The organism is Roseivirga sp. AWQ4_251 (genome assembly GCF_056158225.1).
On the sequence record NZ_JBSWSW010000002.1, the window covers coordinates 432,213 to 457,451 of the forward strand.

Consider the following 25,239-nt stretch of genomic DNA (forward strand, 5'->3'; position numbering starts at 1 on the left):
TCCTTTTATCTTTTTTCTGTTTTTGTTTAGTCCTCTTTTACCTTAAAAGTGGGCTATCAATTTTTACAGCCCACTCTGCACTCTGCACTCTACACTGCACCATGCTTTAGAGCCTCATAACGCCCCTTTTAGCCTCATACTTTAGCATCGTATTCGACAATCGGATATGACTTTTGGCCAAGAGTCCATTCATTAATTCTTAATACGATTTAAGATGGACGAAATAATTGAACGTCTTGAAAATCTCCAACGCCTAATTGAGAGCCAGGGGATTTATACGAAAGAAGTTTTAAACTTCAATGAGGCTTGCCAGTACTTGGAACTTTCACAGTCACACTTGTACAAGTTGACAAGTGCAGGGAATATTCCACACTACAAGCCAAATGGAAAAAAGCTCTATTTCAAGAGAACTGAGTTAGAAAGCTGGTTGCTACGCAACCGCAATGCCACTCAGGAAGAAATAGACCGTAGAGCTGCGGATTACCTAATCAAGAAAGGGAGGGTAAAGCTATGACAGAGGGTTTCGATATGCTCTTGACAGTAGCTCAAGACATAAAAACAATCAAAGCATACCTCCTCAATTTCCATAAGTCACGATTGGAGCAATTCAGTGACGAATGGATTGATGGTCAGGTAGTGATGCAAACGCTGCACGTTAGTAAAAGAACCCTTCAATCCCTTCGGGATAGTGGGGTTCTTCCCTACAGCCGAATCAATGGCAAGTTCTATTATAAAGTTTCCGACATGGAGGCTTTATTGGAATCCAACTACTCACCTTCAAAATCAAAGCATTATGGAGATCAGTAGAGAGGCCATTTTGAGTAAGACACACTATGGGCTAAATATCTATGCCCATGTGTTACGCCACTACTATCAGGGTGAAACAGTTCTTTCCCTTTCGGGAAGGGACTGTAAACCTGCTAAGAATCCATTCAATGCGGACAAGCCCACATTGATGGTGAAAATAGTTGATGGTATTGCTACGCATACCGATACAGAAGAAGCCATTGCACAAGGCAATGTCTTTGATTTTGCTTCATTGCATTTCAGCCTCGAAGGGCAAGCCCTTCTCGATAAGATCAATGAAGAACTATACCTGAGAATTGGAAAGGAAAGAGTTTTTTATCATCAAGAGGAAACGCAACCTGCGGTTGCTATTCCTGAAATTCAAAAGCCTACACCGCCAGTTTTTAGCTATTTCAAAAAGCCTGTATCCAATGTGAAGCCAAGTCGCCAAGTCTCCTTGATTGAGGTGTACCACCTCATCAAAGGCAATGATTTTGCTTCGTGTACAAGTACACTTCGCAACATCTCAGAGCCAAAGGATGCCCGAAAGTACAAGGCTCAAAACTTCGATTATGTGACTTTCTCAGGCTCATTCTCTAAGCGGAATGATGGAAACCTCCAAAGACATTCAGGTTTGCTCACAATCGATTTTGACCACATTGAGGACATCCCTACACTCAAGCAATCATTACTCAGCGACCATTATTTTGAAACGGAGCTACTGTTTGTATCTCCTTCAGGCGATGGATTGAAATGGGTAATACCGATTGACTTGACGCAGGCAAAACACCAGGACTATTTCAAGGCAGTGGCAAACTACGTTTCCCACACCTATCAATTAGAAGTAGACCAATCAGGAAAGGACATTTCAAGAGCATGTTTCCTTCCGCATGATACAAACATATTCATCAACCCTAAATACATATAGGTTATGGAGCGAAAAACATTCAATCCGTTGGAATGGCTTGATAAGCCAGACCAACAAGTAAAAGTTACAGAGCAAAGCAATTACACTACAAATACACAACTCGAAGAAGTTGAACGAATCATTCAAGGCATTGAGGCCAGCCGTATAGATGTTACCTCCGCTTACAGCGATTGGGTAAACATCGGCTTTGCCTTTGCGGATGAGTTTGGTGAGACAGGTAGAAACCTGTTCCACCGTGTTAGTCAATATCATCCTGAGTATTCCACACAGGAATGTGACAAGCAGTTTGATAATTGCATGAAGGCAAGAGGTCAGGGAGTTTCCCTGAAAACCTTCTTCTATCATGCCAAGGAAGCAGGAATACCATTGACTACACCAAAGCAGGAAAGACAGACTTACAGCCCTGCAAGCAGGTCTGAGAATCAAAGCAAGAATCTCAATACTCAGGCAGAAATCAAGAAAGAACCGGAACAAATGCCAACCTTTCATGATTCCTTGTTTCCTGAACTTCCTGAGTTTTTGCAAAAGGTAATACAGATAGCCACTTCCAATGAGGAAAGGGATATTCTACTCCTTGGCTCCTTAGTGGCCATTAGTGCCTGTTTACCCAAAGTGTCAGGGATCTATGATGGCAAGCGTGTCTACTCCAATCTGTTTCTATTCATTACCGCCCAAGCCTCAGCAGGTAAAGGTCGTTTGGTGCATTGTCGCCAATTAGTGAATCCAGTACACAAAGAGTTCAGGGAGCAAGCCAAACTCCACAAGCAACATTACGAACTGGAATTGGCTGAATACAACACCAACAAAGGGAAAGTTGAAGGTATCGAGAAACCTGACAAGCCACCTGAAAAGATGCTCTTTATCCCTGCCAATAACAGCTCCACAGGAGCTTATCAATTATTAGGTGATAGTGATGGTAAAGGACTGATATTTGAAACTGAGGGTGATACACTTGCACATGCTTTTAAGAGCGATTACGGAAATTATAGTGACGGCTTTAGAAAAGCTTTTCACCATGAAACCATTTCCTACTATCGCAGGACAGATCGTGAATATGTGGACATAGAAAGCCCTTGCCTTTCTACTGTCTTGTCAGGTACACCCAAGCAAGTAGCGGCATTAATCCCGAATGCTGAAAACGGCTTATTCAGCCGGTTCATCTTCTATTATATGAATGTTCGTCCAGAATGGAAGAATGTATTTGCTTCGCAAACTACAAATGGATTAGACGACTACTTTGATGCGTTAGGTAATGAGTTCTTTAGCCTTTACAGTTCGTTGAAAGCTGGACAGGATATTCAATTCTTTCTCACCGCTGACCAGCAAGAACCAATTCAATCAGTTCTTTGGTCAGATACAAGAAAAGTATATGAGCATTCAGGGAATCGACTATATGGCAACCATCCGAAGATTAGGATTGATTGCCTATCGTTTCTGCATGATATTCTCCGCTTTGCGGATCATGGAGACAGGTGAAACATCATCAAAGATGATTTGTGAAGAAAGAGACTTTCAAGCTTCGCTTGCTATGGTCAAAGTGTTGGTAAAGCATTCGAGTAAAGTGTTTGCAGAACTGCCAGAGGACATTCAGAAACCTACTCGATTAAATAGGAAAGAGAAATTCTTGAATAAGCTACCCAAGCACTTCAATCGCCAAAAGTATCTTGAAGCGGCAGCAGCTTTGAGCATTCCTCAGAAAACGGCAGAGGGTTATATCACTGACTTTTGTAAATCAGGACTGATTCACCGTGAGTCTAAGGACAACTACATAAATACCTCGATTGAGGAAAGTCAGGATTCTGAGGAAATCAAGGAAGAACAAGCCTGATAGGCTTTTCTTCCGAAGATTCGACCACACCTATAAAATCAATCTCTTGTGGTCATACTAAGGAAAATTAATCCTTGGTATCCTCCATTTCCTTAAAATCCTAAGTCGTAGTTAATGGATTTATTTTCTTTTTCTAACCTTTTATTTTCTTATATTAGCCAAATATTGACAAGTCATAAAATAACAGGTCATGCAATTTGGTGAACGAATTAGGCAACTACGGGAGGACAAAGAGCTACTGCAAAGACAACTTGCAGCAAGCTTGGAAATAGACACTCCCATGTTTAGCAAGATTGAAAGAGGTGAACGCAGGGCAAAAAGAGAGCAAGTTTTAAAACTTGCCGAATTATTGGGTACAGATGTGAATGATTTACTGACACTGTGGCTTGCAGACCAGGTATATGATCTTGTAAAGGATGAAGATACAGCGAATGCAATTTTAAGGGAGGCAGAAGAAAAGGTAAAGTATGCAAGAAAGTAAAGGCATAAAAGTAAATACTGAACTGACTCCAAAAGAAATGGAGTTACCGAGTGATTATGCTGATCGCTTAGGATTGATATATGCCAAGGAGTCATCTGATGTTGACAAGAAATCAAAGGGTCAGTTCTTTACCCCTCTTGCCATTGCAAAATTCATGGCTTCAATGTCTACATGTCAAAGTGAAGCTGTTTCCATACTCGATCCGGGTTGCGGTACAGGAGTATTGTCAATCTCTTTAGCCGAACATTTCAAATCCATAAACCCTGAATTGAAAAACATTCGGCTTGTGGCATACGAAACAGATGTCAAGCTTATAAAATATTCGCAACTCACACTTGCATACTTGAAAGAATGGCTTTCCCAACACAATATTAAATTCGAATACATACTTCATATAACTGATTTCGTATTAGATAATCGTGATGCTCTGGATGCTTTTACAAACCTTTTTGGAAAGAAACTTGATTCGTTCGATTACATCATTTCAAATCCACCGTATTTCAAACTGCCTAAGAATGATGAAAAGACAAAAGCTGCGAAAGGTGTAGTAAATGGGCATGCGAATATCTATTCTATCTTCATGGCAATAGCCGCACAGCTTCTTAAAACCAACGGTGAACTGATTTTCATTACACCCCGCAGCTTTAGCTCTGGGAGCTATTTTCAAGTATTTCGAAATAACTTTTTCAAGAAAGTTGACATAATTCAAGCTCATCTTTTCCACTCTCGAAAAGATACTTTTAGTCGTGACAAAGTACTGCAGGAAACAATCATTATGAAATGCCAGCCTAAGACGCAAGGCACGAATAGAAATGAGATATTAGTTACCTCCTCAAGCGGAACAAGAGACTTAGACAATCTGGAAACTTTGACTCTGCCTTCCAATCTCGTCATTGAATATGATTCTGCGGATAAAATTGTTTTCCTTCCAACCACCCAAAGAGAACGAGAAATTGTTGAGTTATTTCGTACATGGAACGGTAGCCTGAACAAATACAACATACAAATCTCTACTGGACCAGTGGTAGCCCATAGAGCTTGGGATTATATCCAAGAACAGCCCCAAAATGAATCTTCTGAAATTGTTCCGCTTTTCTGGCTACACAATGTTTCTAAAATGGAGTTAACATGGCCTATTGAAAAACCCAATAAAGGCCAGTACATCAAGTCTGAACAAAAATCTCGCTCTATCTTGATTGAGAATAAGAACTACCTGCTATTGAGGAGATTCAGCAGTAAAGATGATAAAAGCAGGTTGATTGCAGCTCCATATTTTAGTAATGCAATCACAGCAAATTTCATTGGAGTAGAAAACAAATTGAACTACATCTATCGTCCAAAAGGGCACTTGGATAGAGCTGAAATCATTGGTTTAGGTGCATTATTAAACAGCACTTTATTTGATCAATTTTTTAGAATAATAAATGGAAATGTGAATGTGAGCGCAACAGAATTACGCTTTATGCCTCTGCCTCCTCATGAGCAGATCATCGAGATTGGCAAACAACTCATTCTTGGCAATTCCTTCGACAATACAACTATTAACAATTTAATCATAGCATCTTTTGAGCTTGAAACTATTTACTGACCAAATGAGCAAACTAGAAGAATCACAACAAATCTTAAAGGAACTTGGGTTACCACCTGCTCAGCAAAATGAAATCTCTGCCTATACCCTACTTGCATTGGCAAGTATTACAGAAGAGGACAATTGGAGTGATGCTACTAAAGAGAGTAAGAAAGTCACCAAAGGGATTATGCAGTTCATTGCAGAAGTCTATAAAAGAGAATATGCTCCAAATACACGTGAGACCGTAAGAAGGCAGGTTCTTCACCAATTCGTTCAGGCAAGAATTGCCGACCTCAACCCCGATATTCCTGACCTGCCAGTAAACAGCCCAAGGACTCATTATGCTTTAACGGATGAAGCTCTTGAAGCTATCAAAACCTTTGGTTCAAAAGGATGGGAGAAGGCTTCAAAGGCCTTCGTAGAAAGTGTAGGCTCTCTACAAAAGCTGTATGCTAAGGAAAGGGAAAGCGCATTAATTCCTGTCAAGCTAAGTGATGATACTGAAATCAACCTTAGTCCAGGCAAACACAATGAAGTACAGAAAGCCATAGTGGAAGAATTTGCACCCCGATTTGCCAAGAAATCGAAAGTGCTGTACCTCGGAGATACCGCTAAAAAAGACTTGTATGTAGACAATGAGTCATTAGCTTCATTAGGTATTCCAATAGACCAACACAGCAAGTTGCCCGATGTTGTGATCTATGATGAAGAAAGAAATTGGCTATATCTCATTGAAGCTGTTACCTCACATGGCCCGGTTTCACCAAAAAGAGTGATTGAGCTTGAAGCTTTCCTAACAGACTGCACTGCTGGGAAAATTTATGTGACCGCATTTCCTGATTTCTCAGAATTTAAAAAGCACTCAAAAGAAATTGCTTGGGAAACCGAGGTTTGGATTTCTGAAATGCCTGATCATATGATACACTTCAATGGTGACCGTTTTATGGGGCCGAGATAATTAATTTGTTAGCCATGAAATAATCTAATAGCACAATGTCCAGCCATACCTTCAACATACTCACATTCAATCACCCTCAGGAAGAGCAAACCTTTTACTTCACTGACCAGGAACAAGCCAACCTCACAAGGATGTACAAATCGCTTGTACCTGATGAGGTTATTGAAAAGTATGGAGAGCAAGACCATTATTACACATCATTTACAGTCGAGGAGGAAGGTTTTTTAGCAATATCAAAACCAACAAGTCCGAAGTTTGAAACCAAGACAAATGAGGCAGGTGAAGAACACTCATATGCTGTTCGCAATTCTACCTTCTCATCTTCAGTACTAAAGCGATATTACAATTCGCTTATTCATAGTCATTTCAAAGGGAAAGGATTTTTAGTAAAGCCCAATTTTATAAGTGATACGGAAGTTTGGCTTCCAAGCGAAAAACAGGATACAACTGGTCAGTACAAGATATTTGACCGCTTCTCACTCAAAGTACAGTTTAAGACCGTTTCTGATAGTTTAGAATTGTTGGTGACATTTGAAGGTAAATCCAAAATCTTCAAAGTTCCTGTCTCCATCCTATTAGAGGATGTATCACCGACAGATATTAATTGGGTAGTGTATGAAAAAGGACTGTACCGATTTGATGAGTTGCCTGATAGTGGCAAAAGAGAATATGACAAGGTGTATCCAGTATGGAATTTGGAAATCAGAGATGCATTAATGCAAGGAACGGAAGCCCCGGACAAAACCAATAAGTACAAAAAGTTTAGAGAGGGAATCGACAAGTTCTACAATCAATACCTGAATACAGAGGAGTTCAAAGCAATCATTCCAATTACCTCCAATGGATTCATACCAGTTAATAAAATCAATATCGGGTCAGTCAACAATTCCAGTAACCGCCTTTTATTCGGTGAAGAAAAGGCTGGAATCGTGCCAATGGATGGAATGAAAGAGCATGGTCCTTTCGGATTAAGCCCTACTACTAAAATTCACTACTTTTTTATCTTTCATAAAGATGATCAGCCCATCGCAGAGAAGATGGACAGTTATTTCAAAGGAACTGAATTTGGCTTTAAAGGATTGGTCAAGTTTATTCATACAACTTACCACACCGAAAAAGGATTCAGTATAAGGTTTGATGACAGAGATGATCCATGGCCAGAAATCTATGAAGCCATTGCCAATAAACACTTTGAATCTGACATTCAGTACATCGCCATTTATATCAGTCCATTCTCCAAGAATGCACCTGATAAATCAAGAAGGAAGATATACTACAAGCTGAAAGAATTGCTACTGAAAGAAGGCGTATCCTCACAGGTAATTGACGGAGAAAAGGTGTTGACCAACGAAAAGTACTATTACAGCCTACCGAATATTGCTATCGCCATTTTAGCCAAATTGAACGGTACGCCTTGGAAACTGGATACAAAGCTCAAAAACGAATTGATAGTTGGGATTGGAGCATTCCGCAATTCAGAAGTTGACATACAGTATATAGGTAGTGCTTTTAGCTTCGCTAACAATGGGAAATTCAACCGTTTTGAGTGCTTCCAAAAAGACCAAACAAAGGAGTTAGCAGGTTCGATTATCAGAGCAGTAAAGGAGTATGCGAATGTAAATACAGGCATCAAACGGCTTGTGATACACTTCTACAAGAGCATGAGGCAAGATGAACTACAACCGATAGAAGACGGCCTCAAAGACCTTGGATTAGACATTCCGGTATTTATAGTATCCATCAACAAAACAGAATCCTCAGACATTGTTGCATTTGACAACAGTTGGAAAGACCTTATGCCAATGAGTGGCACATTCATAAAGGTTGGGTACAATAAATTCCTGCTATTCAACAACACAAGATACAACCCAAAATTTTACAGCTTCCATGACGGTTTTCCGTTCCCGATAAAACTGAAAATATTTTGTACAGAAAAAGAGCTGGTACAGGAATATAAGACAGTAAAGGAACTGATTGACCAGGTATATCAATTCAGCCGTATGTATTGGAAATCAGTAAGACAACAGAACTTACCAGTTACCATCAAATACCCTGAAATGGTCGCAGAAATGCTCCCTCATTTTGATGGTAATGAAATACCTGAATTTGGAAAAGACAACCTTTGGTTCTTGTAATGGACAGAATAGAAGAAATATTTAAAATTAAGGACGTAAAGCCGACTGCTGTAAGGATAGTAGTACTGCGCTACCTATTAGAACAAAAGAAAGCACAGTCTTTAAAGGACATTGAAGTTGGTCTCGATCAATCAGACAGAAGTTCAATTTTTCGCACACTAAAAACTTTTGAAGATCATAAGGTGATCCATAGTATCGAAGATGGCTCAGGGATGACCAAGTATGCTGTATGTGTAGAAGGCTGCAATTGCGATCCAGAAGACCTTCATTATCATTTCTATTGCACTTCATGTGAAATGACTTTTTGCCTTTTAGACCACCCTATTCCTTTAGTCAATCTACCAAATAATTTTAAAATGGCACAAGCTAACATGGTCATTAAAGGATTATGCGATAAGTGTAACCAATAACCTTTGCAATCGGGTTGCACTATCACTTCTTTATATTTGCAACCAATGAAGTATTTATCTTTGATATTCGCCACGTTTACGCTGATGCTCTCCACAGTCCCTATTGAGGGAGCTTGTCGTAGTAACTCGTATGATGGTGTTTACAACTACTCAAATACAGAATCTAGTCAGCAGGAGAGCGGAAATCAGGATAACGAAAATTGCCCCCCACTCTGCGGTTGTCAATGTAGTCATGTACATGCAATCTCTTTTGGAAACAATAGGGTAATTATCAATCTGGTATTTGCGGATAATAATAAGTTGCCCAGAAACTACAACAATGGTATTTCTTTTAATTTAATCAATGCCATTTGGCATCCCCCAAAGTTCTCCTAATAGGTTATTGCTTACTTATTCAAAGGTATTAACACATGTGATTTTCAAGTCACATGTGTGATATTCAATAACCACCACTACGCCTACAGTCCAATAGAACAGTACGGCTTGTATTTCCAAATCAACATGTTTAAAAGTCATAAACATCAGGACTTCTTTATCAAGAGATCCTGATAAAAGTAAAGCTATGATTAATCAAATAATTTCATTTTCGATAAAGAATAAATTCATCGTGGGCCTGCTCACGCTGGCGCTCATTGGGGTCGGGATATACTCCATGTCCACCGTCAATCTGGGCTCTGTACCCGACATTACCAATAATCAAGTGCAGGTAATTACTGTATCAGAAAACCTGGCCACTGAGGATATCGAACAGTTTGTTACTTACCCTGTAGAGTTGGCCATGGGCAACCTGCCGGGAGTAGATGAAATCCGTTCTGTTTCGAGGTTCGGCCTCTCTGTCGTTACCATTGTTTTTGAAGACGATATGGGTACCTATCTGCCCCGCCAACTGGTACAGGAAAAACTAATCGAATTAAAAGAGACCATACCGGAGAAATTTGGAAGCCCATCAATGGGTCCCATTTCCACTGGTTTAGGCCAAATCTATGAATACACCATTGAACCACAAGAGGGTTATGACTCGATGTATTCACCTATGGAGTTGCGCACGATTCAAGAATGGATTGTAAAACGGCAATTAACTTTGCTTGAAGGTGTGGTTGAGGTGAATTCTTTCGGTGGCTATATTAAGCAATATGAAGTGGCCATTAACCCGGATAAACTCAATGCACAGAATGTGAGCATCTCTCAAGTATATGAGGCTCTGGCCAGAAACAATGTTAATACCGGTGGGGCTTACATTGAGAAGAACAGGATGTCTAATTTCATCCGTGGAGAAGGCTTGGTGCGCTCTCTGGATGATATCCGAAAAATCGTCATAAAAACAGAAAATGGGATCCCGGTTACGGTAGGTGATGTAGCCTCTAAAGTACACTTCGGCAGCCAGGTGCGATATGGGGCTTTCACACAGGATGGAAAAGAAGCTGTTGGCGGCATTATTATGATGCTAAAAGGCTCCAATCCCAATGCAGTCATTCAGAATGTAAAAGAGCGTATGGAAGAGATAGAAAAATCTCTTCCGGAGGGATTAGCGATCAATACGATAATTGATCGTAGTGATTTAATTTCCAGGACTACCGATACTGTAAAAACCAATCTTATAGAAGGGGCGCTGATTGTCATTTTCGCCCTGGTGATTCTGTTGGGTAGCCTTCGTGGCGGTATTATCACTGCGACTACCATTCCGCTTTCCCTACTGTTTGCCTTCATTTTAATGAAGCAGTTCAATGTGTGGGCCAACCTGATGAGCCTTGGGGCCATTGATTTTGGGATCATCATTGACGGGGCGGTGATCATTATAGAGGGCACAGTGTATGAAATCCAAAAGCGCATCCGGTCAGGGAAAATCAAATTCAACCAGGGCGTAATGGATGAGGTTGCTTATGATGCGGGCAGTACAATGATGAGTTCGGCCTTTTTCGGACAGATTATCATCCTCATTGTATTTACCCCCATCTTATTCCTTACCGGGGTGGAAGGTAAGATGTTTCAGCCCATGGCCTACACTTTTGGCTTTGCCATGATTGGTGCCATTTTCCTTTGTCTGACGTATGTACCGATGATGTCGGCCTTGTTTATGAAACCTGTTCAAAACAAAAAGAACTGGTTTGGACGATTTGAACGCTGGCTGGAAAAGGTTAGTGATAAAATAATAGATGGCATTCAATGGGTTTATTTGCCTTTGCTAAAAGGTGCGCTGCGTTTTAAAGCAATTGTGATCACCGTAGCTATTGTGCTACTAGTAGCAGCCGGTTTCATTTTTTCACGTATGGGAGGGGAGTTTGTGCCACAGCTTGATGAAGGAGATATCGCGATGCAGGCACTCATCAGGCCCGGAAGTTCCCTAAGTGAGTTTAAAGAGGTATCAATCAAGATTGAGAACCTGTTGCTGGAAAGTTTTCCCGAAATAAAAACAGTAACTGGCAGGATCGGGGTGGCGGACATCCCTACCGACCCCATGCCGATGGATATAGCCGATATGTACCTCATATTGGAAAAAGATAAAGATAAATGGGTTTCAGCTGAAACCAAGGACGAGCTAATTGAGCAAATCAAGGAAAAGCTGGAAACCAATCTGACCGGGGTTAACCTGGTATTTACCCAGCCGGTAGAGCTGCGTTTTAATGAGTTGCTGGAAGGGGTACGGGAGGACATTGCCGTAAAACTCTATGGCGAAGACCTGGAAGTGCTTTCCGCAAAAGTGCAGGAAATGGCGGATATAATTTCTACCGTGCCAGGAGCCGGTGATGTAAACCCAGAACGTACATCAGGACTTCCCCAAATGACCGTTCGTTACAATCGGGATAAAATTGCCCAATATGGATTGGACATTCAAAAGATCAATGAGTATGTGAGTTCAGCCTTTGCAGGTGGTGTGGCCGGGGTGATTTTTGAAGGTGAAAAAAGATTTGATCTGGTCATCCGCTTTGATGAGGCGCACCGGAAAAGTATTGATGACCTGCGCACACTCTACATTGATTTACCCGATGGTACCCAAGTTCCGATAAAAGAAGTGGCCGACATTAGCTATGTGCCTGGCCCCATGCAGATCTCCCGGGACAATACGTATAGACGCACTTATGTGGGGGTCAATACAAGAGGTCGTGATGTGGAATCAGTAGTAAACGATATTCAGGAAAAACTGGATGCACAACTAGACTTGCCTCCGGGTTATTATATTTCCTACGGTGGGGAGTTTGAAAATCTGGAAAGGGCTAAAAGCAGATTAGCAATTGTTGTACCCATTGCTCTCTTTCTCATCTTTGTTCTGCTCTACTTCGCCCTGAAATCATTTTCTCAATCCATTATGATCTATATAGCTATTCCACTGGCAGCTATTGGGGGAGTCTTTGCACTATGGGTTAGAGATATGCCATTTAGTATTTCAGCGGGAGTTGGTTTTATTGTGCTTTTTGGTGTAGCTGTCCTGAACGGTTTGGTATTGATCAACCGATTTAATTCCCTAAAAGAGGAAGGAGTCACCAGCATCAGAGACCGCATTTTTACAGGAACTAAAGAACGGATCAGGCCTATTATGCTTACCGCAACCACGGATATTCTCGGATTTCTTCCTATGGCATTTTCAGCGTCTGCAGGAGCAGAAGTGCAGCGGCCTTTGGCTACTGTGGTAATTGGTGGTATGCTTACTGCCACCTTGCTTACGCTGGTAGTGCTGCCGGTGCTTTACACTTTTGTAGAAGGAAGAAGCGATAAAAGAAATAATCTGAGTGCACCAAATGTCAATGTCATCATCATATTGATTATTTGTGGTGGATTGTTTGGTGTACCGGCTGTGGCAAATGCACAGCAGCAGGGACAGGAGAAAGACAGCCTACCTACGATCACATTAGAACAGGCCAGAAAGCGGGCTGTAGAAAGTTATCCTAAAATTCAATCGGCACGTCTGGAAATTGAAAGCCAGCAGGCTCTCAAGAAAACAGCTTGGGACTTAGGGAATACCCAAATATTTACTGGTAAAGAGGAAGTGGGCAATGGATCGGATGGTGTCTACACACAATTTGGCATCCAGCAGCAGCAGATTGATGTGTTCGGTATAGCACCACGTTTGAAATTGCAAAAGGAACGGGTGGCATTGGCAGAAGCCGCTCTGGATTTGTCTGTAATAGAACTGGAAAGGGAAGTAAGTCAGGCCTGGGCGCAGGTATATGCTTCAAAGAATAATTACCAGGTGTATGAGCAGTTGGATTCGGTTTTTACCGATATTGAAAGAGCCGCACGAATCCGCTTAGAAACAGAAGCCACTTCCAAGCTGGAATATTTGGCTACTTCCAACCAGGCCAATCAGGTACAGATACAGAAGGAGCAGGCGTACAGAGATTATCTCAGCGCCTTGCAGCGGCTCAACCTTTGGTTTGCCAATGATACCCTCTTTACCGTGCCGGATATCCCGGCCACTCACTTGGATGAACCGCTGAATTATGTAGCCGATTCCCTAATGAACCATCCTATTTTGAATGTTTCAAAACAACAGGTAGATGTAGCGGATGCGACCATAAAAGAAAGGCGTTCGCAGTTTTTTCCACAGTTGCAAGGCCAATATGGACGACAACAAGTTGATGGGCAATCAGGATTTTATCAGTACCAAATTGGTATTCGGATCCCTTTGTTTTTTGGGCCTGAGCTTGGCAGAACACAATCGGCCAAAATACAGCGGGATATTGCAGGACAAAACCTGCGACAAAACCAGTTGGAGTTGAATGCAGCTTATCAGGAAATGAAAGAGCAGTATCTGAAATGGCTTTATTCATGGAACTACTACAGGGATGAAGCACTACCCCTGGCGCAGGAACAACGAGCCGGAGCTATTTTGGCTTATCGGGAAGGGGCCATTGACTATGTGACTTTTCTGCAAAACATCAGGGATGCCATTCGCATAGAGGTGGACTCATGGAATGCCTTCGGCAACTACCTGAATAGCCGCTATCAACTGGAATACTATTTAAAAACATCAAATTAAGCATTTAATAAAACCTGAATGGATAATCAGATTAAAAATATAAACACAATGAAAAAGCAAATCATATATATACTGGCATTGGTACTGATGGTATCGGTATTTACGGGCTGCGATAACAACTCGGCTGATAACTCAGGTGATGCCTCTCACGAAGAACACAGTGAGGGCGAGGCTGGGCACGAGGGTGAAGAAGGAACTAATGAAGAAGGGATGGCTGAGCTTCACCTTTCGGATCTCAAGTTTGAAAGTCTGGGCATTAAAATTGACACACTACCCATTCGCTCACTATCGGGCGTGGTAGAAGCAAATGGCCAGTTAGAAGTGCCACCTCAGCATGAAGCAACCGTTACAGCTATTCTGGGAGCCAATGTTACTTCCATCAAAGTGATAGAGGGAGACCAGGTTAGCAAAGGGCAGGTATTGGCCTATATTTCTCATCCCAACCTGACCAGGTTACAGACTGACTATGTAAGGGCTTATAGCCAATTACAGTTTCTGGAAAAAGAAAACCAGCGGCAGAAAAGGCTCTATGAAGAAGAGGTAGGTTCCGGAAAAACTTATCAGCAAATTCAGGCGGACTACCAGGCCATGAAAGGTGAGGTAAAAGGCTATGAAGCCCAATTGAAGCAGCTAAGCCTGAATGTGGAGAAGATACGGAGTGGGGAAATCTATGAGTACGTACCTGTAGTCAGTCCCATCTATGGATTCATACAAAAAGTCAAGGTTCAGATTGGTCAATATGTAGACCCTCAGACCGAGATGTTTATGATTGTCAATACCGACCACATTCATGCCGACCTGATGGTGTTTGAAAAGGATATCTATAAAGTAAAGGTAGGACAAAAAGTGTCCTTTACTGTGGAGTCTGTTCCGGGAAATACGCTGACTGCCAAAATTTATTCGGTAGGCAAACAATTTGAACAAAATCCGAAAGCGGTGCATGTGCACGCAGAGATAGACCAAAAAGAAGATTTTTTGATTCCGGGCATGTACATCAATGGTAAAATTAGAGCGGGGGACAATCAGGTTAAAGCCTTGCCGGAAAGTGCCATCATAGAAGAAGAAGGCAAGCCTTATATTTTTATGGCGGAAGCGCATGAAGAAGATGGCAAAACCGAATGGGCGTTTAAAGCCATAGAAGTACGAACAGGTATCACAGAAGACGGATGGGTAGAAATTAAATTGTTAGAGCCACTTCCTGAGGGCACAAAAGTAGCCTGGAACAACGCTTATTACCTAATTTCTGAAATGAAAAAAGGGGAGACTGGTGACGATGATTAAATTCTATTTGGCAATAAGTAGTTGGCACTAGGCAATTGGGCATGTGCTCATAGGATAATTACCAACTACCGTTTGCCCATTTTCAATTTTATTAAAGAATTAAAAATTAAAACGACTAAAAAGATGAAAGAAATAAAAGCATTTATAAAACCGAAAAGAGTGCAGGTAGTGGTAGAATCCCTGCGCGATGCAGGCTTTGAAAGTGTCACACTATCCAAAGGAGAAGGTACAGGAGCTCATAAAAATCCCGCTGCATCTCCTTCTCTGGATTTTCATTTTACTGATAGCCCGATAGTAAAGCTGGAGTTGGTTTGTCAGAATGAAGAAGTGGAAAAAGCAGTACAATTAATATGCGGCAAGGCCAAAACACCAAAGCCGGGCGATGGGATCATTTACGTTTCTGAAATAGATGATGCGTATAGAATGAAGACCGGAGATTCTCTAAAACAATAACCACAAGCTGATGATAAAAGATTTAGAAGAAAATCTATTACAGCACAAGATAAAACCCACAGCCATGCGCTTGTTGGTGCTGGAATACCTGCTGGATCGTGAGATAGCAGTAAGTCTTACTGATCTATACAAGAATTTTGTGAAATCAGACAGAACTACCATCTACAGGACGCTAAAAGCGTTTGAGGATAACGGATTGGTACACAGCATTGATGATGGTACCGGAGTGCCTAAGTATGCCTTGTGCGAAGCAGGTTGTAAATGTGAAGTAGAAAGGGATCTGCACCTGCACTTTCATTGCAGAAAATGTGGCGAAACCAAATGCCTGTATAGCTACAAAATACTGGAAATTATACTTCCACCCAACCATCAGGCAGAAGAAGCCAACCTGATGGTAAAGGGTGTTTGCTCACAATGTAGTGGCTAAAGGTATTCTTCAAAAGTAAAATCATTTTGAACTGTTTGCATTATGACAAAAAAGAAAAAAATAAATCTGAGAGATCTTAATAAAAAAAAGGTATCTACCGGGAATCCTGCGAGTAAAATGAAGTTAGGAACGTATGTTCCGGCAATAGCCAGTTTTGCAATGCTGACAGTCGGTATCTCACTTGATTACTTTAATCTACTACCATTTTTTAAGGGGTGGGTTCGCCCTGTATGGTACGGCTTGGCCTATGCTCCCGTGGGCTTTCCTGTGATCAAAGAAGGCTGGGAAAGCATCAGGAAAGGTGATTTTTTCACTGAATTCTTCCTGATGTCCATTGCTACATTAGGAGCGTTTGCCATAGGTGAATACCCGGAAGGTGTAGCCGTGATGTTGTTTTATGCCGTAGGTGAACTCTTTCAAAATGCTGCCGTGACACGAGCTAAAGGCAATATAAAGGCCTTACTCGATGTGCGGCCTAATATAGCTTTGGTATATAGGGACAATGATTTTGTAGAGGTAAACCCGGAAACGGTGCATATCGGTGAAAAGGTTCAGGTGCGAACAGGAGAAAAAATACCTTTGGATGGCATCCTTTTGTCTGAAAAGGCCAGCGTCAATACCGCAGCCATCACAGGGGAAAGTAAACCTGACACTATATATAAAGGAGATAAGGTTTTTGCGGGGAGTATTAACCTTGAAGGCGTAATCGAACTGGAAACGACCAAAGAATTTAACGACAGCTCCATTGCCCGGATTTTGGATATGGTACAAAATGCCACGGCAAGGAAATCAAAAACGGAGCTTTTTATCAGGAAGTTTGCACGAATCTATACCCCTATCGTGGTACTTCTTGCCATCTGCCTCACCGTTCTCCCCTACTTTTTTGTAGATAATTACGTATTCCAGGATTGGTTATACAGAGCGCTTATCTTCCTGGTAATCTCCTGTCCCTGTGCATTGGTAATTTCTATTCCACTGGGCTATTTCGGGGGCTTAGGTGCGGCCTCAAGAAACGGCATCCTGTTTAAGGGAGCCTCATTTCTTGATGCCATGACTAAAGTAAATACAGTGATCATGGATAAAACAGGCACAGTAACTAAAGGGGTGTTTAAGATCAAACAGATCAAACCGATAGCTATTTCTGAAAGTGAAATGATGTCATATTTGTTGGCGTTAGAGGGTCAGTCCACCCACCCGATTGCCCGTGCCATTATGGAGTATGAATTAAATGGGCAGCATTATACAGCGTCTGATGTAAGCGAAATAGCAGGGAAGGGGTTAAAAGGTAAAGTCAATCATAAAACGGTTTTAGTAGGCAATAAAGCATTAATGACAACTCATGGCATTGATGTTCCGGAAGAGACTGATGCCATCGTTGAATCTATCGTGATGATCGCCATTGATGATCTATTTTCCGGCTACGTTACCATTGCCGACCAACTGAAAGAAGATGCGGTAGAAGCGGTAAGGCAAATGCATGATGCCGGCATTAAGAAAATTATTATGCTGTCGGGCGACAAGCCATCAATTACTGAAAAAATTGGAAACGAATTGGGCTTAGAACAAGCCAAAGGTGGTTTGTTGCCGGAGGATAAGCTTCATGAGGTGGAGGAAATGAAGAAAGATCCATCAGTCAGCATTGCTTTTGTGGGTGACGGGATCAACGATGCACCCGTTTTGGCAGTCAGTGATGTGGGGATAGCCATGGGTGGGCTCGGAAGTGATGTGGCGATTGAAACGGCTGATGTGATCATCCAGACAGATCAGCCTTCAAGGATTGCAAGGGCTATAAAAATAGGTAGATCTACACGTAAAGTGGTCTGGCAGAATATTGCCCTGGCCTTCGGGGTAAAATTAATAATGATGATCCTGGGAGCCGTAGGGTTAGCATCTTTGTGGGAAGCCGTATTTGCAGATGTAGGTGTGGCCTTTCTGGCTATTTTGAATGCTATCAGAATCCAGAAAATGAAGTTTTAAACCAAATTGTAGTGTGTTTAACAGATAGCTAAATGTAATTAGAGAGGTTTTAAAGGACTAAATAGAAATGATAAGAAACTCATTATATACATTTTTTACGGTAGGTGTACTGCTTTGTATTTTTTCGTATAATGTAATGGCAAGCAAGGATGATAGTAGCCTGCGAACCACCATTCATTTGCTGGATTACATTTCAAGGGACTATACCGCAGCTGTACAAAACGGGCAAGTTATAGATGAAGCAGAGTTTGCTGAAATGCAGGAATTCAGTGACAAAGTGTATTTGCTCATTGAAGAAAGTGATCTGCCGCAGGATAACAAGCTGCTTATTCTGTCACAGTTAAAAGAATTAGGAAAGCAAATAGAAAATAAATCTCCTCATAAAAGTATTTCTACCTTAGCCCAACAGGCCAGACGAGAAATTATCAAAACGACCGGTCTTAAAACGGCTCCTCTGATATGGCCTGATCTCAAAAACGGAAAAAGCTTATATGTACAGAATTGTACTTCCTGCCATGGAGTGAATGGATCGGGAGACGGTAGGTTGGCGGCAGGCTTAAAACCGGCTCCTACCAATTTTCTCAATGCTAACCTGATGCAGGAAATCTCGCCCTTTCAGGCATATAACACTATAAAACTGGGTGTGGAAGGCACTGCCATGCAAAGTTTTGCCACCTTATCCGATAAAGAAATTTGGGATTTGGCATTTTATATAAAATCTCTCCGCTTTACAACTCAAGCTGACCAAAATACTGAACTGCAACAGAAGTTTGATCTGGCAAACAATACAGTGAATTTGGAGGAGGTGGCTACCCTTTCAGATGTGGAATTGCTTAAAAGTCTGAGGAATGATTATAGTGCTGATACTGAGCTGTTGCTAATGGGCCTGAGAACACAATCTCCCGAGGATAATACACAAAAATATTCGCTTGATAAAGCAAGAAATTATTTAAAAAGCGCTTTACAAAATTATACTTCCGGCAGCTACTCCTCTGCACGAGAAGATGCCCTGGCAGCTTACCTGGAGGGTATCGAGCCATCGGAGGCAAGACTAAAGGCCAATGCCCCTGCTTTTACAGCCAGCCTGGAGCAGCAAATGTTTAAGATCCGGGAGGTAATCGAAAGTAAAGGTGACAAAGCACAAGTTGAGAAGGAAATTGACAATGGTCTTGCCATGCTGGGGCAGGCAGAGGAAATGATGCAGGACAAAAAGCTTAATTATTGGATGTCATTTGCATTGTCAGCTTCAATTATGTTGCGAGAGGGGCTGGAAGCATTTTTGATCCTGGCCCTTATCCTAGCTCTTATTCGTTCATCAGGACTAAAAAAGGCTATACCCTGGGTACACGGAGGGTGGATAACCGCCATATTGTTAGGAGTGGCAGGATGGTTTTTCACCGATTGGGTGATTGGTATAAGCGGTAAAAACCGGGAGATCATGGAAGGAATGATTTCGCTGGTGGCAGTAATCGTCCTGGCCTTTGTAGGGTTCTGGTTGCATGACCACTCACATGCTAAAAATTGGCAAAAGTTTATTGAAGAAAAAATACGCAAACAGCTAAAGAAAGACAAAATGTTTGGTATTGCTTTTTTCTCCTTTATGGTTGTGTTTCGTGAAGCCTTCGAATCCATTTTGTTTTTACAGGCTATCAGCCTGGAAACGCAACCGGCTCATCAATCATCCATTGGTTTGGGTGTTTTAGCTGCTTTTGCATTAATCGCACTGTTTGCAATCCTGTTTGTAAGGTATTCAAAGAAGATACCTGTTCGGCAGTTGTTTCGCTATTCCGCCTGGGTAATTACCCTGCTAGCATTGATCCTGATCGGTAAGGGTGTCCATTCCATTCAGGAAGCTGGATGGCTATCCATTACCGGTTTTCCTGTATCGGTGAGCGTAGATTGGCTGGGAATATATCCCACTATTGAAACAGTAGCGGCTCAAATCATCTTATTTGTCATCATGTTATTGCTCTATTATGGGAGTAACCGTAAAACCAGATTAAACCAACAGATTGAATCAAATGCTACTAAATAAAAGAATATCCATACTTGAAGGCTCTACTCTGGTAGTAGTGTATAATGCGTTGAGATTGTTGGCTTATAAGAAGTGAGGAAATTGAATATGTAAAGTGTTGAAAGCTAAAAGGAGTTAGCAAAAAGTCTTAGGAAAAGCAACAGGTTGGGGTGCCTGAAAACTGAACCCTAACGGCTCAATGGTCAACTTTAATTTAAAAAACATACGAATATGGAAAAATTTGATGTAACTATAATAGGCTCTGGACCTGGCGGGTATGTAAGCGCCATTCGATGTGCTCAATTAGGATTGAAAACGGCAATTATTGAAAGGTACAGCACGTTGGGAGGCACCTGCCTTAATGTGGGCTGTATCCCGTCAAAAGCCTGGCTTGAAGCCTCTGAGCATTACTACAAACTCAAACATCAATTTGAAAATTTTGGGATTGATGTAAAAGAAGCCAATGTCGACATCAAAAAAATGAACCAAAGGGTACAGGATGTGGTACAGGAAATCATCAATGGCGTTGACTATCTGATGAAAAAGAACAAAGTTACCGTCTATGAAGGCCACGGCACCATCAAGGACAAAAACACGATTGAGATTAAGGCCGAAGCTAAAACGGAAACTATAGAAACCGATAAAATTATCATTGCCACAGGGTCCAAACCCGCCTCACTGCCCAATATTGAAATCGATAAAAAGCGTATCATCTCTTCTACGGAAGCCCTTGCCCTACGCGAAATTCCCGACCATTTATTGGTCGTTGGTGGAGGCGTTATCGGGGTTGAGATAGGTTCTGTTTTCGCCCGCCTGGGCTCTAAGGTGTCAATTCTGGAATATTTTGATAGCCTTATCGCCACTATGGATGGCGCACTGGGACATCAACTGCACCGTTCCCTAAAAAAACAAGGAATTGAATTTTATTTGAAACATAAGGTGACAGATGCATCAGCCATGGATAATAAGGTGGAATTGAAAGCGGAAAACCTTTCCGATAAAGAAGAAATATTGTTAGAAGGCGACTATTGCCTTATGGCCATTGGCCGGAAACCGTACACTACCAACTTAGGCCTTGAAAACATTGGCGTGAAAACCAATGAGAAAGGACAGATAACGGTAAATGAAAACCTCGAAACCAGCGTACAGGGTATATATGCTATAGGGGATGTGATCCAGGGAGCAATGCTTGCCCATAAAGCCAGTGAAGAGGGCGTTTTCGTAGCCGAACGGATTGTTGGCCAAAAGCCCCATGTCAATTATTCGCTCATCCCAAATATTGTGTACACCCAACCCGAGGTTGCAGGAGTAGGATTGACAGAGGAAGAATTGAAGAAGGCCAATAAAAATATAAAAACAGGATCTTTTCCGTTCAAGGCCAATGCAAGGGCAAAAATAAGTATGGATACGGATGGTTTTATCAAGGTAATCGCAGATAAGCAGACCGATGAGATATTGGGCGTGCATATGATAGGCCCTCGCATTGCAGACAGCTACACCGAAGCGGTGGTAGCGATGGAATTTCGGGCAGCTGCCGAAGACATTGCAAGAATGTCACACGGGCACCCCACATTTTCCGAGACCTTTAAGGAAGCTTGTCTGGCCGCTACAGAAGACAGGGCATTGCATATTTAATATTTACAATAACCGGCACAATAAAGAATAAAAGAGATGAAGAAGCTTCAGCGATTGACCAAGGAAATTAACGAATTGACATTGAGAATTGAGCAGGAATACCCCGAACTATACCAATATCTTGATGAAAACCCTATTACAATCCCTGATTGCGAAACACCCGAGATTTCCGTTAACTCGTTCGTGGACTATTTAGATAGCCTGAAGTCACTCTTGGAAAGATATATAGAATCGCATAAATAAATGAAGTACAGATGGACGAATTTAAAATAAGATTCAACAAGCTCTTGGTCAATAAATTTGGAATACATCCGAATCAAATAAGACCGGAAGCGAATTTTACGAAAGACCTTGGTGCGGATATGTTGGATATGGTCGAATTGATGCTAGAGTTTGAAAACGAGTTCAATATAGCCATTCCAGATAATGAGGCAGAAAAATTAAACACCATTGGCCAAGCCGAGACATACATTAGGGATATGATTAAAAATACGGATTCGTAACAAAAAATTAAAAAATTAGCGCTTCCAATAAAGCAAAAAGAATCATTAAATAAAATTATCTAGTAACAAATAATAATGAAAAAAAGCACTTTTATAATAACTAAAATGGACTGCCCTTCAGAAGAGCAGATGATTCGAATGAAGTTGGAGTCTTATGCTCAAGTAAAACACTTGGATTTTGATATTCCCAATAGAAAATTAGAAATATATCACGTGGACGGTGTTAAAGCAATACAAACGTCTATAGCCAGCTTAAAACTTGGGGATTCCTTTGAGGGAACCACAGAAGCCGAAACACCCGTAATGGAAGACCAATCCAAACAAAAAAGAATCCTTTGGTGGGTCTTGGGCATCAACTTTGGATTTTTCGTTATCGAAATGACCACAGGTTGGATTTCCTCTTCTATGGGACTTGTGGCGGATTCCTTGGATATGCTGGCAGATTCCATCGTATATGCGTTGAGCCTATTCGCAGTAGGTGGTGCCATTTCAAGAAAAAAGAAGGTGGCAAAATTCAGCGGATACTTTCAGATGGCATTGGCAACACTTGGGTTTGCAGAGGTCTTGCGAAGGTTTTTCAGCGAAAGCGAAACACCGCTGTTTCAATGGATGATAGTTATAGCAATTCTGGCCCTTATCGGCAACTTGGTTTCCCTATGGTTGATCAATAAAGCCAAAAGCGATGAAGCGCACATGCAGGCCAGCGCGATATTTACATCTAATGATATTATAGTGAATGGAGGGGTAATACTAGCTGGGATTCTGGTTTATTTTCTAAAAAGTAAATGGCCGGATCTGGTTGTTGGTGGTGTTGTTTTCTCCTTTGTTATGCGTGGTGCTTTTCGAATATTGAAATTGGCAAAATGATTGATTCTAATCCCACCTCTCACCCATGTGCCTCCAATAGGTTCATTCCGTTCGTTCGTACCTCCCTCTCTTCATTCACCCACTTCCTGCACCGCACAGCAAGAGCACTCCTTCATTCCTTTCCGTTGCACTCCAATCCATTCAGTCATACACTTGCTTTTCCCAACGCACACCCCAACGCAGGTAAAGCGGTGTTTGTCAGTCGTTCCGTTTTGTTCCGCAAAAACATATCTGCAAGGGTGTAATAAACTCCCTTCGGTCGCCCTTGCATATACCGTTCACTTACCAGTTCGTTTGCGCTCCAGTAGGTGCTCACTCACTGCCGTTCACTTGTTTTGCTTCACACACTCTCTCCATCCTCACTCGCAGCTATTTCATCCCCCCAAACCCCTTCTAAGGTGTTCGCTACTCTCACAATATTTTTTATTGGGGGTCTGCCGCTGCTTATTGTTTTTGCTCGCCTGCGGGTCGCTGCGGGCTGATCGGGCTGTCATGCTTTTTGCTTTCTGCCATGTGCCTCCAGTCGCTTCATTTCAGTCACTCGTTCCTCATTCCTTTCATTCAGCCACTTTCAGCACCGCACACAAGAGTAGCTCATTCACTACACTACACGAGCTAACGCAAAGTCATTCCGCAATCTGCCTGCAATTCTCCTTCAATGTATTTGTATGGCAATTGAAATCTACAAATACTCCCCATGCTATTGCAGGCAGTTATTGCTCCATTCCTTTCCAACAATCGTTTCGTTCCGTTCAGTCGCTACCCTTGCCTTTGCCGACCCTGATGCAAAAAATCACGCCAGCCCTGCCGTAAACGGTAGGCGTCTGCCGCCCTCATTCTTCGGGCTTTTGCAGCCACCACCCTTGCTCCGCTCGCAGGCGGCTCGCAGAAATGGCTTCGCCTTGGTTTACCTGCGTTTCCACCTCTCCCGAGAAAAGCAAAGGCTCATAGAGTAATTATTAAGCATTTGCTTAAATAAGAAAACTATTTGTATCTTTGCTGCGTTATTAAATCCCAAACAGGAAGATTATGGAAAACAATCAATCGTGTATCAGAGTGTTTGCCGACAAGGTTCAAATAGACAATTGTAGAGAAATACTTCAAACCAATGACAAGGCATTCAGCCAACTGAGTGGACTTTTAGCATTGGCAGGAAACGAAGTAAGGTTAAAAATCTTATTTCTCTTAGAAGAAGAAAACGAACTTTGTCCTTGCGACCTTTCAGACATTCTCGGAATGAGCATCCCTGCCGTTTCGCAACACCTCAGAAAACTAAAAGACGGAAACGTCATTGAAGGTAAAAGAGAAGGACAAACCATTTTCTACTCTTTGAAACAGGAGCAACTTACTTTACTTCGTCCATTTTTTAAACACATCATAAACAATTCAAAAAAGGAAACAGTATGAACAAGAAAAACAACAGACTTGTCGGAGCGGGTGTGCTTTCGGCAGTAGCAGCATCACTTTGCTGCATTACACCTGTATTGGCTCTTATTTCAGGAGCTTCAGGAGTGGCATCTACCTTTTCATGGATGGAACCAGCAAGACCTTATCTAATCGGTATCACCGTTTTGGTATTGGGCTTTGCTTGGTATCAGAAACTCAAACCCCGATCAGCAGAAGAAATCCAATGTGATTGCGAAGAAGACGAAAAGAAATCTTTTATGCAGACCAAAACATTTTTGGGAATTGTAACCGTGTTTGCAGCCTTGATGCTTGCATTTCCAAAATACGCACACATTTTCTATCCTTCAAACGACAACAAGGAAGTTATAATCGTTAATGCCTCTGACATCCAAACAGTAACTTTTGATGTAAAAGGAATGACTTGCAATGGTTGTGCTTCGCACGTAGAAAATGACGTGAACAAATTACCAGGCATTGTTAAGGTAGATGCAATTTATGAAGAAGCGACTGCCAAAGTAGAATTTGACCAAACCAAAGTGAGCGTTGCTCAAATTGAAGAAGCCATCAACGGTACAGGTTATAAAGTGGTTGGCAAGAAATAGTA

The 25,239-nt window shown here is 41.7% G+C and carries 23 protein-coding genes; all 23 read left to right on the forward strand.

Annotated features, from left to right (window positions below; all coding sequences use genetic code 11):
• Positions 1–214: 214 nt before the first annotated feature.
• The 23 genes from ACXACJ_RS15910 (at position 215) to merTP (ending at position 25,237) form a co-directional block, all read left to right on the forward strand.
• Positions 215–514: a helix-turn-helix domain-containing protein gene (locus tag ACXACJ_RS15910; RefSeq protein ID WP_475135405.1), complete on the forward strand. Its 300-nt coding sequence runs from the start codon at positions 215–217 to the stop codon at positions 512–514.
• Positions 511–807, forward strand: a complete 297-nt coding sequence (locus ACXACJ_RS15915; RefSeq protein WP_475135406.1) for a helix-turn-helix domain-containing protein — start codon at positions 511–513, stop codon at positions 805–807. Before ACXACJ_RS15910 ends, ACXACJ_RS15915 begins: the two co-directional genes overlap by 4 nt.
• Positions 794–1,714, forward strand: coding sequence for a BT4734/BF3469 family protein (locus ACXACJ_RS15920; protein ID WP_475135407.1), 921 nt, complete (start codon positions 794–796; stop codon positions 1,712–1,714). The genes ACXACJ_RS15915 and ACXACJ_RS15920 overlap by 14 nt, the downstream gene beginning before the upstream one ends.
• Positions 1,715–1,717: 3 nt before the next feature.
• Positions 1,718–3,190, forward strand: a complete 1,473-nt coding sequence (locus tag ACXACJ_RS15925) for a DUF3987 domain-containing protein (RefSeq protein ID WP_475135408.1) — start codon at positions 1,718–1,720, stop codon at positions 3,188–3,190.
• 13 nt (positions 3,191–3,203) lie between these two features.
• Positions 3,204–3,542 carry a hypothetical protein gene (locus tag ACXACJ_RS15930; protein ID WP_475135409.1) on the forward strand — a complete coding sequence of 113 codons (339 nt, stop codon included), beginning with the start codon at positions 3,204–3,206 and terminating at the stop codon, positions 3,540–3,542.
• A 190-nt stretch (positions 3,543–3,732) separates the two neighbouring features.
• Positions 3,733–4,023: a helix-turn-helix domain-containing protein gene (locus tag ACXACJ_RS15935; protein ID WP_475135410.1), complete on the forward strand. Its 291-nt coding sequence runs from the start codon at positions 3,733–3,735 to the stop codon at positions 4,021–4,023.
• Positions 4,010–5,611, forward strand: coding sequence for an Eco57I restriction-modification methylase domain-containing protein (locus ACXACJ_RS15940; RefSeq protein ID WP_475135411.1), 1,602 nt, complete (start codon positions 4,010–4,012; stop codon positions 5,609–5,611). The genes ACXACJ_RS15935 and ACXACJ_RS15940 overlap by 14 nt, the downstream gene beginning before the upstream one ends.
• A gap of 4 nt (positions 5,612–5,615) precedes the next feature.
• Positions 5,616–6,551: a BsuBI/PstI family type II restriction endonuclease gene (locus ACXACJ_RS15945; protein WP_475135412.1), complete on the forward strand. Its 936-nt coding sequence runs from the start codon at positions 5,616–5,618 to the stop codon at positions 6,549–6,551.
• A 35-nt stretch (positions 6,552–6,586) separates the two neighbouring features.
• Positions 6,587–8,686, forward strand: coding sequence for a Piwi domain-containing protein (locus ACXACJ_RS15950; protein WP_475135413.1), 2,100 nt, complete (start codon positions 6,587–6,589; stop codon positions 8,684–8,686).
• A complete protein-coding gene (locus tag ACXACJ_RS15955) occupies positions 8,686–9,096 on the forward strand; it encodes a Fur family transcriptional regulator (protein WP_014022288.1) in 411 nt (136 codons plus the stop codon). The genes ACXACJ_RS15950 and ACXACJ_RS15955 overlap by 1 nt, the downstream gene beginning before the upstream one ends.
• A gap of 45 nt (positions 9,097–9,141) precedes the next feature.
• On the forward strand, positions 9,142–9,471 hold the full coding sequence (locus tag ACXACJ_RS15960; protein ID WP_394333878.1) for a DUF6660 family protein: 330 nt from the start codon (positions 9,142–9,144) through the stop codon (positions 9,469–9,471).
• A 187-nt stretch (positions 9,472–9,658) separates the two neighbouring features.
• On the forward strand, positions 9,659–14,071 hold the full coding sequence (locus ACXACJ_RS15965) for a CusA/CzcA family heavy metal efflux RND transporter (RefSeq protein ID WP_475135414.1): 4,413 nt from the start codon (positions 9,659–9,661) through the stop codon (positions 14,069–14,071).
• 48 nt (positions 14,072–14,119) lie between these two features.
• Complete coding sequence (locus tag ACXACJ_RS15970) at positions 14,120–15,352, forward strand: efflux RND transporter periplasmic adaptor subunit (RefSeq protein ID WP_233756340.1); 1,233 nt, start codon at positions 14,120–14,122, stop codon at positions 15,350–15,352.
• A gap of 123 nt (positions 15,353–15,475) precedes the next feature.
• The gene (locus ACXACJ_RS15975; RefSeq protein ID WP_475135415.1) at positions 15,476–15,805 is read left to right on the forward strand and encodes a P-II family nitrogen regulator; all 330 of its coding nucleotides are present in this window, start codon (positions 15,476–15,478) and stop codon (positions 15,803–15,805) included.
• A 10-nt stretch (positions 15,806–15,815) separates the two neighbouring features.
• Positions 15,816–16,232 carry a Fur family transcriptional regulator gene (locus ACXACJ_RS15980; protein WP_475135416.1) on the forward strand — a complete coding sequence of 139 codons (417 nt, stop codon included), beginning with the start codon at positions 15,816–15,818 and terminating at the stop codon, positions 16,230–16,232.
• Between the two features lie 42 nt (positions 16,233–16,274).
• Complete coding sequence (locus ACXACJ_RS15985) at positions 16,275–18,209, forward strand: heavy metal translocating P-type ATPase (protein ID WP_475135417.1); 1,935 nt, start codon at positions 16,275–16,277, stop codon at positions 18,207–18,209.
• Positions 18,210–18,276: 67 nt separating this feature from the next.
• A complete protein-coding gene (locus ACXACJ_RS15990; RefSeq protein WP_475135418.1) occupies positions 18,277–20,244 on the forward strand; it encodes an FTR1 family protein in 1,968 nt (655 codons plus the stop codon).
• A 210-nt stretch (positions 20,245–20,454) separates the two neighbouring features.
• Positions 20,455–21,858 (forward strand): dihydrolipoyl dehydrogenase, encoded by a 1,404-nt coding sequence (gene lpdA, locus ACXACJ_RS15995; RefSeq protein ID WP_475135419.1) that lies wholly within the window; start codon positions 20,455–20,457, stop codon positions 21,856–21,858.
• 36 nt (positions 21,859–21,894) lie between these two features.
• Positions 21,895–22,101: a hypothetical protein gene (locus tag ACXACJ_RS16000; RefSeq protein ID WP_008610953.1), complete on the forward strand. Its 207-nt coding sequence runs from the start codon at positions 21,895–21,897 to the stop codon at positions 22,099–22,101.
• Positions 22,102–22,112: 11 nt separating this feature from the next.
• The gene (acpP, locus tag ACXACJ_RS16005) at positions 22,113–22,361 is read left to right on the forward strand and encodes an acyl carrier protein (protein ID WP_008610952.1); all 249 of its coding nucleotides are present in this window, start codon (positions 22,113–22,115) and stop codon (positions 22,359–22,361) included.
• Positions 22,362–22,436: 75 nt separating this feature from the next.
• Positions 22,437–23,228 carry a cation efflux transmembrane domain-containing protein gene (locus ACXACJ_RS16010; protein WP_188462895.1) on the forward strand — a complete coding sequence of 264 codons (792 nt, stop codon included), beginning with the start codon at positions 22,437–22,439 and terminating at the stop codon, positions 23,226–23,228.
• Positions 23,229–24,257: 1,029 nt separating this feature from the next.
• Positions 24,258–24,635, forward strand: a complete 378-nt coding sequence (locus tag ACXACJ_RS16015; protein ID WP_475134208.1) for an ArsR/SmtB family transcription factor — start codon at positions 24,258–24,260, stop codon at positions 24,633–24,635.
• The gene (gene merTP, locus ACXACJ_RS16020; RefSeq protein ID WP_382386583.1) at positions 24,632–25,237 is read left to right on the forward strand and encodes a mercuric transport protein MerTP; all 606 of its coding nucleotides are present in this window, start codon (positions 24,632–24,634) and stop codon (positions 25,235–25,237) included. Before ACXACJ_RS16015 ends, merTP begins: the two co-directional genes overlap by 4 nt.
• Positions 25,238–25,239: the final 2 nt, after the last annotated feature.

Coding starts and splice junctions, on each gene's coding strand:
- acpP (WP_008610952.1), top strand. CDS start 22,113: ATGGACGAATTTAAAATAAGATTCAACAAGCTCTTGGTCAATAAATTT.
- ACXACJ_RS15965 (WP_475135414.1), top strand. CDS start 9,659: ATGATTAATCAAATAATTTCATTTTCGATAAAGAATAAATTCATCGTG.
- ACXACJ_RS15920 (WP_475135407.1), top strand. CDS start 794: ATGGAGATCAGTAGAGAGGCCATTTTGAGTAAGACACACTATGGGCTA.
- ACXACJ_RS15975 (WP_475135415.1), top strand. CDS start 15,476: ATGAAAGAAATAAAAGCATTTATAAAACCGAAAAGAGTGCAGGTAGTG.
- ACXACJ_RS15960 (WP_394333878.1), top strand. CDS start 9,142: ATGAAGTATTTATCTTTGATATTCGCCACGTTTACGCTGATGCTCTCC.
- ACXACJ_RS15980 (WP_475135416.1), top strand. CDS start 15,816: ATGATAAAAGATTTAGAAGAAAATCTATTACAGCACAAGATAAAACCC.
- ACXACJ_RS15910 (WP_475135405.1), top strand. CDS start 215: ATGGACGAAATAATTGAACGTCTTGAAAATCTCCAACGCCTAATTGAG.
- ACXACJ_RS15990 (WP_475135418.1), top strand. CDS start 18,277: ATGATAAGAAACTCATTATATACATTTTTTACGGTAGGTGTACTGCTT.
- ACXACJ_RS15915 (WP_475135406.1), top strand. CDS start 511: ATGACAGAGGGTTTCGATATGCTCTTGACAGTAGCTCAAGACATAAAA.
- ACXACJ_RS15985 (WP_475135417.1), top strand. CDS start 16,275: ATGACAAAAAAGAAAAAAATAAATCTGAGAGATCTTAATAAAAAAAAG.
- ACXACJ_RS15945 (WP_475135412.1), top strand. CDS start 5,616: ATGAGCAAACTAGAAGAATCACAACAAATCTTAAAGGAACTTGGGTTA.
- ACXACJ_RS16010 (WP_188462895.1), top strand. CDS start 22,437: ATGAAAAAAAGCACTTTTATAATAACTAAAATGGACTGCCCTTCAGAA.
- ACXACJ_RS16000 (WP_008610953.1), top strand. CDS start 21,895: ATGAAGAAGCTTCAGCGATTGACCAAGGAAATTAACGAATTGACATTG.
- ACXACJ_RS15970 (WP_233756340.1), top strand. CDS start 14,120: ATGAAAAAGCAAATCATATATATACTGGCATTGGTACTGATGGTATCG.
- ACXACJ_RS15925 (WP_475135408.1), top strand. CDS start 1,718: ATGGAGCGAAAAACATTCAATCCGTTGGAATGGCTTGATAAGCCAGAC.
- ACXACJ_RS15940 (WP_475135411.1), top strand. CDS start 4,010: ATGCAAGAAAGTAAAGGCATAAAAGTAAATACTGAACTGACTCCAAAA.
- ACXACJ_RS15935 (WP_475135410.1), top strand. CDS start 3,733: ATGCAATTTGGTGAACGAATTAGGCAACTACGGGAGGACAAAGAGCTA.
- ACXACJ_RS15930 (WP_475135409.1), top strand. CDS start 3,204: ATGATTTGTGAAGAAAGAGACTTTCAAGCTTCGCTTGCTATGGTCAAA.
- ACXACJ_RS15955 (WP_014022288.1), top strand. CDS start 8,686: ATGGACAGAATAGAAGAAATATTTAAAATTAAGGACGTAAAGCCGACT.
- ACXACJ_RS15950 (WP_475135413.1), top strand. CDS start 6,587: ATGTCCAGCCATACCTTCAACATACTCACATTCAATCACCCTCAGGAA.
- ACXACJ_RS16015 (WP_475134208.1), top strand. CDS start 24,258: ATGGAAAACAATCAATCGTGTATCAGAGTGTTTGCCGACAAGGTTCAA.
- merTP (WP_382386583.1), top strand. CDS start 24,632: ATGAACAAGAAAAACAACAGACTTGTCGGAGCGGGTGTGCTTTCGGCA.
- lpdA (WP_475135419.1), top strand. CDS start 20,455: ATGGAAAAATTTGATGTAACTATAATAGGCTCTGGACCTGGCGGGTAT.